Source organism: Streptomyces sp. PTL18 (assembly GCF_059510295.1).
In genome coordinates this window covers 10,882-25,383 of record NZ_JCAJZO010000033.1, presented here as the reverse complement: position 1 = coordinate 25,383, position 14,502 = coordinate 10,882, and the positions used below count along the sequence as shown (strand labels likewise).

Annotated in this window: 4 protein-coding genes (1 of these 4 only partly in view); all 4 read left to right on the top strand. The window is 76.0% G+C overall.

What is annotated here, in order from left to right; translation table 11 throughout:
* Tightly spaced (each overlapping or abutting the next), the 4 genes in view from AC5WS8_RS34970 to AC5WS8_RS34955 form a layout consistent with a single transcriptional unit that may run on beyond the window.
* Positions 1 to 1,875 carry the 3' end of a type I polyketide synthase gene (locus AC5WS8_RS34970; RefSeq protein WP_496107547.1) on the top strand. It extends 13,881 nt beyond the left edge of the window, so only the last 1,875 of its 15,756 coding nucleotides appear in the window; its start codon lies beyond the left edge, outside the window; the stop codon is at positions 1,873 to 1,875.
* The gene (locus AC5WS8_RS34965; RefSeq protein WP_496107546.1) at positions 1,872 to 2,189 is read left to right on the top strand and encodes a hypothetical protein; all 318 of its coding nucleotides are present in this window, start codon (positions 1,872 to 1,874) and stop codon (positions 2,187 to 2,189) included. Before AC5WS8_RS34970 ends, AC5WS8_RS34965 begins: the two co-directional genes overlap by 4 nt.
* Positions 2,186 to 13,255: a type I polyketide synthase gene (locus tag AC5WS8_RS34960; RefSeq protein WP_496107545.1), complete on the top strand. Its 11,070-nt coding sequence runs from the start codon at positions 2,186 to 2,188 to the stop codon at positions 13,253 to 13,255. The genes AC5WS8_RS34965 and AC5WS8_RS34960 overlap by 4 nt, the downstream gene beginning before the upstream one ends.
* A complete protein-coding gene (locus tag AC5WS8_RS34955; RefSeq protein ID WP_496107544.1) occupies positions 13,252 to 14,502 on the top strand; it encodes an activator-dependent family glycosyltransferase in 1,251 nt (416 codons plus the stop codon). Before AC5WS8_RS34960 ends, AC5WS8_RS34955 begins: the two co-directional genes overlap by 4 nt.

Sequence of the window (14,502 nt, the reverse complement as noted above, 5' to 3'; positions counted from 1 at the left end):
ACCGCGCACGGCGCGCGCCCCGTGCCGCTCGTCGTGGACTGCGCCCTCACCGACCGAGCCGCCCTCACCGAACAGCTGCGCAAGCTCCCCGAACGGGACACCCTGCAGGGCGTCCTGTCGCTGCTGGCCCTCGACGAGACACAGCCGGCGACCGACGAGTACACCGCCACCCCGGCCGGCCTCGCCGCGCTGCTCGCCCTCACCCAGGCACTCGGCGACCTGGAGATCGGCGCGCCCCTGTGGTGCGCCACCTCCGGCGCCGTCGCCGCCGGCGACCGCGAACGCCCGGCCTCGCCGGCGCAGGCCGCCGCCTGGGGACTGGGCCGGGTCGCCGCGCTGGAGACCCCGCAGCGCTGGGGCGGCCTCGTCGACCTGCCCGCCGAACCCGACGGCCGCAGCGCCGAACGGCTCGCCGCGGTGCTGTCCGGCACCACCGGCGAGGACCAGATCGCCGTACGGGCCACCGGGATCCTCGCCCGGCGCCTCGTGCACGCCCGTCCCTCCGCCTCCGACGCGAAGGGCGCGGGCACCTGGGACTGCGCCGGACAGACCGTGCTCGTCACCGGCGGCACCGGCGCCCTCGGCGCCCGAGTCGCCCGCCGGCTCGCCGAGCGCGGCGCACGGCACCTGCTGCTCGTCGGCCGCCGCGGCCCCGACGCCGAGGGCGCACAGGCGCTGCGCGACGAACTCGCCGCCACGGGCGCCGCGGTGACCCTCGCCGCCTGCGACACCGCCGACGCAGACGCGCTCACCGCCCTGCTGGCCGAGCACCCGGTCGACGCCGTGGTGCACGCCGCGGGGGTCCTGGACGACGGGCTGCTCCAGTCGCTCACCCCCGAGCGACTGGAGGCGGTGCTGCGGCCCAAGCTCGCCGCGGCCCGCAACCTCGACCGGCTGACCCGGGACCGCGAGCTGTCCGCGTTCGTGCTGTTCTCGTCGTTCGCGGGCACCGTCGGCTCGGCCGGCCAGGCCAACTACGCCGCCGCCAACGCCTACCTCGACGCGCTCGCCGCCCGGCGCCGCGCCGAGGGACTGCCGGCCACCTCCGTCGCCTGGGGCCCGTGGGCCGGCGGCGGCATGGCGGCCGGCGGTCCGGACGCCGAGGCCCGGCTGCGCGCCGGGGGAGTCGTCCCGCTCGACCCGGACCTCGCGCTCGCCGCGCTGGACCGGGCCGTCACCGGAGCCGAGGCCGCACTGATTGTTGCCGACCTCGACTGGGAGTGCTTCGTCCCCGGCTTCACCGCCGTACGGCCCGCCCCGCTGCTCGCCGAACTTCCCGAGGCCCAGGCGCTGTTGCGGCAGTCGTCGCAGCAGGGCGGCGCGGACGACACGACGGGCGGGGAGCTGCGCACCCGGCTCGCCGGACTGTCCGAGGCCGAACAGGAGCGTCTGCTGCTCCAGTTGGTCCGCGGACACGTCGCCACCGTCCTCGGACACGGCTCGGCCGACGCCGTCGACCCCGACCGCGCCTTCACCGAACTGGGCTTCGACTCGCTGATGGCGGTCGAGCTGCGCAACCGGCTCGGTGTCGCCGCCGGGCTGCAACTGCCCGCCACGCTCCTGTTCGACCAGCCCACGCCGCGCGTGCTCGCACGCCACCTGCGGTCCCTGACCGGCAACGAGGACGGCGGCGCGCCCGTCCTGGACGCCCTCGACCAACTGGAGGCCGCCCTTGGCCGGCTCGCCGAGGGCGACGCGCGGCGCGGCCGGATCGCCTCCCGTCTGCTCGCCCTCGCCTCCCGCTGGAACGGCGAGGACGAGATGCGGACCGCCGGGCGGACCCAGGACGGCGCGGGCGACATGCAGGAGCGGATCGAGTCCGCGGGCGCGGAGGAGATCTTCGCCCTCATCGACAACGACCTCGGCATCTCATGAGCGCGACCACGAGGAGGGCCGGTGCCGTGACCGCCGGCGGCAGTGGACCCGGCACCCCGCCGGGCCGCACCGACCCGCACCGGACCGCGGGTGCCCCCGGTACGGCGGTCACGGGCGGTCGCACGCCGGCCGCGACCGGTCGTACGGCCACGGCCGTTCGTACGGCCACGGCTGCCGACCGGGCGACGGCGCTGACCGCCTCCCGCGCGATCCCCGCCGCCGAGCGGACCCCCGCCCCGAGGCGGAGCGCCACCCGGCGGGCCCACGTCCCCGCCACGACCGACACGACCTTCCAGGTGGGTGAGTACGCGTGAACGAGCAGGAGAGGCTCCTCAGCTACCTCAAGAAGGTCACCGGTGACCTGCACGAGACGCGCAGACGGCTGCGGGAGGCCGAGTCCGCGTCGCGGGAGCCCGTCGCCATCGTCGCGATGAGCTGCCGCCTCCCCGGTGGCGCCGACTCGCCCGAGGAGCTCTGGCGGCTGCTGGAATCCGGTGCGGACGCGGTCGCCGAGTGGCCCACCGACCGCGGCTGGAACCTCGCCGACCACTACGACCCGGAGCCCGGCCGCCCCGGCAGGACGTACAGCACCCGCGGCGGCGCCCTCGCCGGGGCGGGTGCCTTCGACGCGTCGTTCTTCGGGATCTCGCCGCGCGAGGCGATGGCGATGGACCCGCAGCAGCGGCTGCTGCTGCAGATCTCCTGGGAGGCGTTCGAGCGGGCCGGGATCGACCCGACGAGCCTGCGCGGCTCCCGCACGGGTGTCTTCGCCGGCACCAACGGCCAGGACTACCCGGCGCTGCTGCTCGCCTCGCAGGAGGGCCTGGAAGGACACGTCGGCACGGGCAACGCCGCGAGCGTCGTCTCGGGCCGCATCTCCTACACCCTCGGCCTGGAGGGCCCGGCGGTCACCGTCGACACGGCCTGCTCCTCCTCCCTGGTCGCCCTGCACCTGGCCGTGCGGGCGCTGCGCGCGCGGGAGTGCGACCTGGCGCTGGCCGGCGGCGTCACCGTGATGTCGACGCCCGGCCTGTTCCTGGAGTTCAGCAGGCAGCGGGGCCTCGCCCCGGACGGCCGCTGCAAGGCGTTCGCCGACGCGGCCGACGGCACCGGCTGGGCCGAGGGAGCGGGCATGCTGCTCGTGGAGCGGCTCGCCGACGCCCGCCGTCTCGGCCACCCCGTGCTCGCCGTGGTCCGCGGCAGCGCCGTCAACCAGGACGGCGCGTCCAACGGCCTGACCGCGCCCAACGGCCCCTCCCAGCAGCGCGTCATCTGGCAGGCCCTCGCCGACGCGCGGCTGTCCGCCGCAGACGTCGACGCCGTCGAGGCGCACGGCACCGGTACGACACTCGGCGACCCGATCGAGGCGCAGGCCCTGCTCGCCACCTACGGCCAGGACCGCGAACAGCCGCTGTGGCTCGGCTCGGTGAAGTCGAACATCGGTCACACCCAGGCCGCCGCCGGTGTCGCCGGCGTCATGAAGATGGTGCTGGCCATGCAGCACGGCACGCTGCCCCGCACCCTCCATGTCGACCGGCCCACCAGCCACGTCGACTGGAGCGCGGGCCGGGTCGAACTGCTCACCGGGCCCCGCCCCTGGCCCACCGCCGACCGCCCTCGCACCGCGGGCGTCTCGTCGTTCGGCGTCAGCGGCACCAACGCCCACGTCATCCTCGAACAGCCCGCCCCCGAACCGCCCGGCCACGCCGAGCCCGCCCACCGGGCCATCGGCGGGACCCCCGCCGCCGACAGCGCCCGGCTGCCGCGGCCCACCCTCCCCTACGTCGTCTCCGCCCGCAGCGCCACCGCGCTGCGCGCCCAGGCCGCCGCCCTGCACGCCCGGCTGCGCGCCGACGCCGGCACCCCGGACGCCTTCGCCCCGCACGACCTGGCCTGGTCGTTGGCGGCCACCCGCGCCGCTTTCGAACACCGCGCGGTGGTCGTCGCCGACGACCGCACGGAGCTGCTGCGCGGCCTGGAGTGCCTGGCCGCCGACGCCCCGGCGGCCGGACTGGTGCGCGGCGTCGCCGACGTCGAAGGCCGCACCGTCTTCGTCTTCCCCGGCCAGGGCCCCCAGTGGCCCGGCATGGCCACCGAACTCCTCGACACCGACCCCGAGTTCCGCGCGCACTTCACCACCTGCGCGAGCGCCGTCGAGGCTTGCGCCGGCTGGTCCCCGCACGCCGTCCTGCGCGGCGCGGACGGCGCCCCCACCCTGGACCGCGTCGACGTCGTCCAGCCGCTGCTGTTCGTGACGATGGTCTCGCTGGCCCGGCTGTGGCAGTCCCGCGGAGTGCACCCCGACGCGGTCGTCGGGCACAGCCAGGGCGAGATCGCCGCCGCCTGCGTCGCCGGGGCCCTCACCCTGGACGACGCGGCACGCGTGGTCGTCCTGCGCAGCCGGGCCATCACCGCGCTCGCCGGACGCGGCGGCATGGCCTCCGTGCTGCTGCCCGTCGCCGACGTCGAGGCCCACCTGGCCCGCTGCGACGGCCGGATCTCGGTCGCCGCCGTCAACGGTCCCGCCTCCGTCGTCGTCTCCGGCGACGCCGACGCCGTACGCGACCTGGTCGCCGGCCTCACCGCCGCCGGCGCGCAGGCCCGGCAGATCCCCGTCGACTACGCCTCCCACTCCGCGCAGGTCGAGGAGATCCGCGAGCGGCTGCTGGCCGACCTCGCCCCCGTGCGCCCGCAGGCCGCGCAGGTGCCGTTCTTCTCCACCGTCACCTGCGACTGGCTCGACACCGAACGCCTCGACGCCGCCTACTGGTACGAGAACCTGCGCCGCACCGTCCGCTTCGCCGACGCCGTGCGCGCCCTCGCCGCCCAGGACGTGCGGGCGTTCGTCGAGTCCAGCCCGCACCCCGTGCTCACCGCCGCCGTCCGCGACACCCTCGACGAGGACGGCCGCAGCGGCACCGTCGTCACCGGCACCCTGCGCCGCGGCGAGGGCGGCCCGCGCCGTTTCCTCACCTCCCTGGCCGAGCTGACCGTACGCGGCGGCGCGCGCGTCGACTGGCCCGCCCTCATCGGCACCGGCACCCGCGTCGACCTGCCCACCTACGCGTTCCAGCACCGCACCTACTGGCCCACCCCGGCCGCACCCGGCGCCACCGCCGCCCCGGGCACCGACCTCGACGCGCGCTTCTGGCAGACCGTCGAGAACGGCGAGACCGCACCGCTGGCCGCCGCCCTCCACCTCGACGAGGACACCCTCGCCACGGTTCTGCCCGCCCTGAGCGACTACCGCCGGCGCAGCCGCGCGACCGCCACCGTCGACGGCCGGCGCTACCGCGTCACCTGGAAGCCCCTGCCCGCGCCCCCGGCCCCCGTCCTCACCGGCACCTGGCTCGTCACCGTCCCCGCCGCACACCAGGACCCCGGCCACCCCGGTCACGCCCGGACGACCGCCGTCATCGACGCGCTCGCCCGCACCGGCGCCACCCCCGTGACCGTCCCCGTCGCGGCCGACGACGACCGCGCCCGCATCGCCGACCTCCTGCGCGCCACCGGTGAGGACCGACCCCACGCCGTGCTGTCGCTGCTCGCCCTCGACGACAGCGAGCACGAGGGCCTGCCCGGCCTGCCCCGCGGCTTCTCCGCCACCGTCGCCCTGGTCCAGGCCCTCGACGACCTCGGCCAGGAGGCACCCGTCTGGTTCGCCACCCGCGGAGCCGTCGCCACCGGCGGCGGGGAGACCGTGGACACGCCGGAGCAGGCCCTGGTGTGGGGCTTCGGCCGGGTCGTCGCCCTCGAACAGCCCCAACGCTGGGGCGGGTTGATCGACCTGCCCGCCGACCTCGACACCCCCGCCGCCGACCGGTTCACCGCCGCCCTCGCCGGCGTGGGCCACGAGGACCAGCTCGCCGTCCGCGCGGGCGGCCTGCTCGCCCGCCGCCTCACCCGCGCGGCCACCGGCGGCCTCGGCGCCCGCCGCGCGTGGACACCCACCGGAACCGTTCTCGTCACCGGAGGCACCGGCGCCCTCGGCCGCCAGGTCGCCCGCCACCTCGCCCGCCAGGGCGCCCCCGGACTGCTGCTGCTCAGCCGCACCGGCCAGGACGCCCCCGGCGCGGGCGAACTGCGCGCCGAACTCACCGCACTCGGCGCCGGACACGTCGACATCGTCGCCTGCGACATCGCCGACCGCGACCAGCTCGCCGCCGCCCTCGCCACCGTCCCCGCCGAACGGCCCCTCACCGCCGTCTTCCACACCGCCGCCGTCCTGCGTGACGGCGTCGTCACCACCCTCGCCCCCGACCGACTCGCCGACGTGCTGCGGGTCAAGGTGGGCGGCGCCCGCAACCTGGACGCCCTCACCGCCCACCTCGATCTGACCGCGTTCGTCCTGTTCTCCTCCACCGCCGGCACCATCGGCGCCCCCGGCCACGCCAACTACGCGCCCGGCAACGCCCTCCTCGACGCCCTCGCCCAGCAGCGCCGCGCCCGCGGCCTGCCCGCCACCGCCATCGCCTGGGGCCCCTGGGCCGACGGCGGCATGGCCGAGGGCTCCGTCGGCGAACGCCTGCAACGGCACGGGGTGCGCCCCATGGAGCCCGACCTCGCCCTCGGCGCCCTCCAGCTCGCCCTCGACCACGACGACACCACGGTCGCCGTCACCGACATCGACTGGGACCTGTTCGCCCACGCCTACACCACGTCCCGCCCCCGCCCCTTCATCGACGATGTGCCCGACGCCCGGCGCGCGCTGACCGCCCGGCCCGCCGCCCACGAGCCGCACGCCGGAGCCGACGCCGACACCTCCGGCGCCGACGACCTCACCCGGCAGCTCGCCGCGCTCCCGGAACCCGAACAGCGCGCCGCCTTCGAGGAACTCGTCCGCGCCCACGTCGCCGTCGTCCTCAACCACACCGGCCCCCAGGACGTCGAACCCACCCGCTCCTTCCGGGAACTCGGCTTCGACTCGCTCACCGCCGTCGAACTGCGCAACGCGCTCAGCGGCTCCCTGGGCCGCCCCCTGCCCGCCACCCTGGTCTTCGACTACCCGACCCCCGCCACCCTCGCCGAGCACCTGCGCAGCGCCACGGCCCCGGCCGGCGCCACCGGCGAGGCCACCGTGCTGCCCGCACCCCGCGCCACCGACGACGACCCGATCGTCATCACCGCGATGAGCTGCCGCTTCCCCGGCGGGGTCAGCACACCCGAGGACTTCTGGCGGCTGCTCGCCGACGGCACCGACGCCATCACCGCATGGCCCGACGACCGCGGCTGGGACCTCGACCACCTCTACGACCCCGAACCCGGAGTCCCCGGCCGGGCCAGCACCCGCGCCGGTGGCTTCCTCGACCACGTCGCCGACTTCGACCCCGGCTTCTTCGGCATCTCGCCGCGTGAGGCGCTGGCGATGGACCCGCAGCAGCGGCTGCTGCTGGAGCTGGCCTGGGAGGCGTTCGAACGGGCCGGGATCGATCCGACGAGCCTGCGCGGCTCCCGCACGGGCGTCTTCGCCGGCACCAACTACCAGGACTACGCGTCCCGCCCGCTCGACCCGACCGCCGCCGAGGAGGTCGCCGGCCACCTCGGCACCGGCAACTCCGCCAGCGTGATGTCGGGCCGCCTGTCGTACACCCTCGGCCTGGAGGGCCCCGCGGTGACCGTCGACACGGCCTGCTCCTCGGCGCTCGTGGCTGTGCACCTGGCGGTGCAGGCCCTGCGCTCCGGCGAGTGCGACCTGGCGCTGGCCGGTGGTGTGACGGTGATGTCGACGCCGGGTCTCTTCCTGGACTTCTCCCGTCAGCGGGGTCTGGCCTCGGACGGGCGGTGCAAGGCGTTCTCGGACGCGGCGGACGGTGCCGGGTTCTCGGAGGGCGCGGGTCTGGTGCTGGTGGAGCGGCTGTCGGATGCGCGGGCGGCGGGGCGCCGGGTGCTGGCGGTGGTGGCGGGCTCGGCGGTGAACCAGGACGGTGCGTCGAACGGTCTCACGGCGCCGAACGGGCCGTCGCAGCAGCGGGTGATCCGGCGGGCGCTGGCCGGTGCCGGGCTGAGTCCGGCGGACGTGGACGCGGTGGAGGCGCACGGCACGGGCACGACGCTGGGTGATCCGATCGAGGCGCAGGCGCTGATCGCGACCTACGGTCAGGACCGGGATGAGCCGTTGTGGCTGGGTTCGGTGAAGTCGAACATCGGTCACACGCAGGCCGCCGCGGGTGTGGCGGGTGTGATCAAGATGGTGCTGGCGTTGCAGCACGGGGTGCTGCCGCGCACGCTGCACGCCGAGGAGCCGTCGTCCCACGTGGACTGGTCCGCCGGCGCGGTGGAACTCCTGAACACGAACACCGCCTGGCCGCAGCTCGACGGGCACGTACGGCGCGCAGGTGTCTCGTCGTTCGGCATCAGTGGTACGAACGCGCACGTGGTGCTGGCGGAGCCCCCCGCCGGGGACGGGCCCGGGGTGCCGGACGAGGGCACGGGTGCGGTGCCGGTGGCCGGTGGTGCGGTGCCCTGGGTGGTGTCGGGCCGTACGGCTGCCGCGCTGCGGGCGCAGGCCGGGCGGCTGGCGGAGTTCGTCACCGGTGACGAGGGTCCGAGCGTTGCCGGGGTGGCGTCCTCGCTGGTGCGGTCGCGGTCGCTGTTCGAGCACCGGGCCGTGGTGTGGGGTGCGGACCGGGAGGATCTGGAGCGGGCGCTGCGGGCGGTCGCCGTCGGTGAGGAGGCGGTGAACGCGGCGACGGGCACGGCCCGGCGCGATGTGCGTACCGCGTTCCTCTTCGCGGGCCAGGGATCGCAACGCCCGGGCATGGGGCGGGAGCTGTACGAGGCGTACCCGGTCTTCGCCGAGGTCTTCGACGCGGTGGACGCGGAACTCCCCTTCGACCTCAAGGAAATCGTCTTCGGTGACGAGGCGGAGGCTCTGAACCGGACGGAGTACGCCCAGCCGGCGTTGTTCGCCCTGGAGGTGGGCCTGTTCCGGCTGCTGGAGTCGTGGGGTGTGCGGCCGGACGTGCTGGCGGGTCACTCGGTCGGTGAGATCGCGGCGGCGCATGTGGCCGGGGTGTGGTCGCTGGCGGACGCCTGCCGCCTGGTCGCGGCGCGTGGCCGGCTGATGCAGGCCCTCCCGGCGGGTGGCGCGATGCTCGCCGTACAGGCGTCGGAGGAGGAGGTGCTGCCGCTGCTCGACGACGAGCGGGTCGGTATCGCCGCCGTCAACGGCCCCAGCGCGGTGGTCGTCGCAGGCGCCGCCGGGGCCGTGGAGGAGATCGCGGGGTACTTCCGGGCCCGGGACCGCAAGGTCACCGCGCTGCGGGTCAGCCACGCCTTCCACTCGCCGCTGATGGAGCCGATGCTCGGCGACTTCCGCAAGGTCGCGGAGAGCCTGACCTACAACCGGCCCGGGTTGGCCCTGGTTTCGACCGTCACGGGTGAGGTGGCCGCTGCGGAGGAGTTGACGTCCCCGGACTACTGGGTGCGTCATGTCCGTCAGGCGGTGCGCTACGCCGATGCGGTGGAGGCGCTCGTCGGGCGGGGTGTCGGCCGGTTCGTGGAGCTGGGCTGCGACGGCACCCTGACCGCCCTCGCGCAGGACTGTCTGGACGAGCCCGGGGCGTCGGTGCTGGTGCCGGTGCTGCGCAAGGACCGTCCCGAAGCCGACGCCCTGCTGGGCGCGCTGGCGCGGCTGCACGTCGACGGGGCGGGGGTGGACTGGGCGGCGTGGCTTCCCGCCACCGCGCCGGTGCCGCTGCCGACGTACGCCTTCCAGCGCCGCCGCCACTGGCTGGCCGCCTCCCCGCAGGCGGGCGACGTCACCGCCGCCGGGTTGGAGCGCCCCGGACATCCGCTGCTGTCCGCGGCCGTACGGGTCGCCGACACCGGTGGGCTGGTGTTCAGCGGACTGCTGACCCCGCGCGCCATCCCGTGGCTCGCCGATCACCGGGTGCTGGACCGGACCATCCTGCCCGCCACCGCCTACCTCGAACTGGCCGTGCACGCCGGCGACCAGGTCGGTCTGGGGCAGCTCGCCGAACTCACCCTGGAGACCCCGCTGGTGCTTCCCGAGCGCGGCGCCGTGCAGTTCCAGCTGGCGCTCGCGGGTCCCGACGAGGACGGGCGGCGGGCGTTCAGCGTCCACTCTCGCTCCGCCGACGCCGGTCCCGACGAGCCGTGGACCCGGCACGCGCAGGGCCTGCTCGCCGAGGAACCCGACACGGACCCCGCGGCCGACGCGGCCGTCACCGGCGCCTGGCCGCCGCCGGACGCCCAGCCGGTCGAACCCGGCGGGCCGGGCGAGGGCGGTGACTGGTACGGGTGGTTCACGGCCGGAGGGTTCACGTACGGGCCGGCCTTCCGTGGACTCGGCCGGGTCTGGCGGCGCGACGGCGAACTGTTCGCCGAGGTCGCCCTGCCGGAGACGCACCGCGCCGAGGCCACCCGGTACGCGATCCACCCCGCGCTGCTCGACGCGGCCGTGCAGACCCTGCTCGTCCGCGCTCTCCACGGCGCCGACGGAGAGGCGGCGGCCACCCTGCCGTTCGCCTGGCACGGCGTTCGCCTCCACGCGGTCGGCGCGAGCGCGCTCCGCGTCCACCTGGTCCCCGGCCAACGCCCCGACACCTACACGGTGTCCGTCGCCGGACCCGACGGACAGCCCGTCGTCACGGCCGACGGGCTCGTCCTGCGCCGGATCGCCGCCGGACAGCTCCCCGACGCGCCCACCACCGAAGCGGCCGACACGACACCGCCGCTGCTGGTCCAGCGCTGGCGGCCCGCCGACCCGCAGTCCGCCGCCCCGGCACCGGAGAGCGCGCGCTGGGCCCTGCTCGGCGAGGGCGACGGCGGCCTCGCCGAGATGCTGGACGCGTCCGGCGTGCACCTGGAGTGCTACGCGGACCTCGCCTCCCTCGCGGCGGCCGTCGACACCGGCACCGCGCCACCCCGGATCGTCCTGGCCACGTTCGGCGCCGTCCCCGGCACGCCCGCGCCGCAGGCCGCCCGGGAACTGCTGGCCGCAACCGCGGACCTGCTGCGCGCCTGGGTGGACGACGACCGCTTCGCCGGCTCGCGCCTGGTCCTCGTCACCCGGGGTGCGCTGGGCACCACACCGGACGAGGACGTGACGGACCTCCCCGCCGCCGCCCTGTGGGGGCTCGTACGGTCCGCGCAGCTCGAACACCCCGACCGGCTGCACCTGCTGGACCTCGACACGGCGGGCACCACCGGAGTCCCTGACACGCCCGGCACCGGCGCCGACGACATCCCCGGCGACCTCGACCCGGCCGCCGCCGTCACGGCCGCGATCGCCGCCACCCACCCGCAGGCCGCGGTCCGCTCCGGAACGCTGCTGCTGCCCGACCTGCACCCGTTGGACCGTGCGGCCGAGGACACCGCGGCCGAGCCGGAGGCGACTGCCCCCCGTACCCCCTTCCCCCCGCACGGCACCGTCCTCGTCACCGGTGCCACCGGAGCCCTCGGCGCACTGGTGGCCCGGCACCTCGTCACCGCCCACGGGGTGCGCAGGCTGCTCCTGGCGTCCCGGCGCGGCGCCGACGCCCCCGGCGCCGACGCCCTGCTCTCCGACCTCGCCGCGCACGGCGCCGAGGTGACCCTGGTCGCCTGCGACGTCGCCGACCGGACCGACCTGGAGGCGCTGCTCGCCGCGGTCCCCGAGGAGCGGCCCCTCACGGCCGTGGTGCACGTCGCCGGGGTCGTCGACGACGCCACGCTGAGCTCGCTGACCGACGCCCGGCTGGACGCCGTACTGCGGCCGAAGGCGGATGCCGCCTGGCTGCTGCACCGGCTGACGGAGCGCCAGGAGCTGTCGGCGTTCGTGCTGTTCTCCTCGGCCGCGGGCACCTTCGGCGCGGCCGGGCAGGGCGCCTACGCCGCCGCCAACACGTTCCTCGACGGGCTGGCCCGGCACCGCCGGGCCCGGGGCCTGGCCGCCACGTCCGTCGCGTGGGGGCTGTGGGCTGCCGACAGCGGGATGACCGCCGGCCTGGCCGCCGCCGACCGGGACCGGATGGCCCGCACCGGCATGCTGCCCCTGAGCAACGGGGCGGGCCTCGCCCTTCTCGACAGGGCACTGGACGCACCCGAAGCGGCCGTGGTGGCCGTGGCACGGCAGTCGCCCGCGGCCTCCCGCGCCCGCACCCGCCGGTCCACGGCCGCCGGCGCACCGGCGGACGGCGGCCGGACGCCGGCCGCCCGGCTGGCCGGCCTCGACGCCGCGCAGCGGCTCGCCGTACTGGTGGACGCGGTCCGCGAACAGGCCGCCGTGGTCCTCGGGCACGACACCGCCGACGAGGTGCCGCCCGACCGGCACTTCGCGGAACTCGGCTTCGACTCGCTCACCGCGGTCGAACTGCGCAACCGGCTCGGCTCGCTGACCGGCTTCCGCCTGCCGCCGACACTCGTCTTCGACGTCGACACTCCGCAGGCGCTCGCCGCGGACCTCGCCGAACGGTTCGCCGCGGCCGGCGACCCGGCCCCGGCCACCGGGGGCCGCACCGGCGCGGAGCCCGGGCGGACGGGCGCACCCCCCGAGGACACCGTGGGCGCCCTGTTCCGCACCGCCTGCCGCCAGGGCCGCGTCGACGAGGGCTTCGCCCTGCTGCAGGCGGTCGCCGGACTGCGGCCCGTCTTCGACACACCGGACGACCTCACCGGCCGCGCCGCCGGACTGCGGCTGGCCGCCGGTGACGAGGGCGCCCCGCTCGTCTGCTTCAGCTCCTACGTGGCACTGGCCGGCGTGCACCAGTACGCGCGCTTCGCCTCGGCGTTCCGCGGACGCCGCGACGTGTGGGCGCTGCCCACCCCGGGATTCGGCCGCGGCGAGCCCCTGCCCGCCTCGCTGGACGTCGTCGCCCGCACCCAGGCCGAATGGGCCCTGCGCTGCGCCGACGGCAGGCCCTTCGTCCTCACCGGCTCCTCCTCCGGCGGTGTGCTGGCCCTTGCCGCCGCCCGTCACCTGGAGAAGGAGGGCCGGCCCCCGCTCGGAGTGGCGCTGCTCGACACCTACATGCCGCGTGCCGACTCGCCGTTCACCCGCTTCTCGGCCGAGATGCTCGCCGGGATGTTCGACCGGGAGTCGATGTTCGCCGCCATGGACGCCGACCGGCTGTCCGCGATGAGCTGGTACATCAATATGATCGGCGAGTGGGACCCGGGCGCGCCGGCCGTGCCGGTGCTGCTGGTGCGGCCGAGCGAGCCCCCGGTCACCGTCGCCGAACAGGCACCCGGCGAACCGGGGGAGTGGCAGAGCTCCTGGGACGGCGCCGACCGCGTGGTGGACGTGCCCGGCAACCACTTCACGATGATGGAGTCCCACGCCGCCACCACCGCCGGCGCCCTCGCCACCTGGATCGACACGGTACTGCCGCCGTACGCCGCAGGCCGGGAACCGGCCCACCGAACCGAGGGAGCATGATGCGGGTCCTGTTCGTCAGTCTGTCCGAGAAGTCCCACGTCTATCTGATGGCCCCCCTGGCGTGGGCGCTCGCCGCCGCCGGCCACGAGGTCCGCGTGGCGAGCCAGCCCATGGCCACCGAGACCATCACCCGCGCAGGACTCACCGCCGTGCCCGTGGGCAGCGACCACGCCATCCACCGCGACATGGCCGCCTACCGCGAGTCGCAGGACTACCGCTCGGCCAACTGGAGCCGCTGCGAACGCACCGACGTCGACTGGGCCGAGCTGAAGGAACGCTACCAACTCAGCGTCCCCTACGCCTTCGCCGTCTACAACGACTCCATGATCGACGACCTCGCGGCCTTCGCGCAGAGCTGGCGGCCCGACCTCGTGGTGCGCGACCCGCTCGCCTACGCCGGCGCCGTCGCCGCCCGCATCAGCGGTGCGGCCCATGTGCGGCTGATGTGGTGCGCCGACGTGTGGGGCCGCACCCGGCAGACGTACCTGGAACTCATGGCGGAGCAACCCGGGTCCGAGCGTGTCGATCCGCTCGCCGACTGGCTCGCGGCCCGCTCCGAGCCGTTCGGGTTCTCCTGCGACGAGGAGATGCTGCACGGCCAGGCCACCATCAGCACCCTGCCGCCGGCCCTGTCCGTCCCGACGGCCTCCCCGGAACTGCCCATGCGGCACGTCCCGTACAACGGGCGCGCCGTGGTGTGGGACTGGCTGCGCGAGGCCCCGAAGAAGCCGCGGGTCTGCCTGAGCCTCGGCGCCTCCAACACCGAGGACTACGGCGGCGACTACGTGTCCGTGCCCGAGATCCTCGACGCCCTGGCCGACGAGGACGTCGAGGTCGTCGCCGCGCTGTTGCCCGCCCAGCGCGAGCAGCTCACCTCGATCCCCGACAACGCCCGCGCCGTCGACTCGGTCGCCCTGCACACCCTGCTGCCGAGCTGTTCGGCCCTCATCCACCACGGCGGCTACGGCAGCTTCGCCACCGCCATGGTCGCCGGGGTGCCCCAGCTGATGCTCTCCACCCTCGTGTCCGACCACGAACTGCGCGGACGCGCCCTCGAACGCTCGGGCGCCGGCGTCTACCTGCACCACCGCGACGCCACCGCGGAGAACGTCCGCGACCACATCCGCCGGCTCACCGCACAGCCCGACGCCGCGGACGCGGCCCGGCGGGTGCGGGCCCGGTGCGAGGCCATGCCGAGCCCCGCCGAGGTGGTGGCGTCCCTCGAACGGCTGGCGGAGGTCAGCTGA

Coding starts and splice junctions, on each gene's coding strand:
- AC5WS8_RS34965 (WP_496107546.1), top strand. CDS start 1,872: ATGAGCGCGACCACGAGGAGGGCCGGTGCCGTGACCGCCGGCGGCAGT.
- AC5WS8_RS34955 (WP_496107544.1), top strand. CDS start 13,252: ATGATGCGGGTCCTGTTCGTCAGTCTGTCCGAGAAGTCCCACGTCTAT.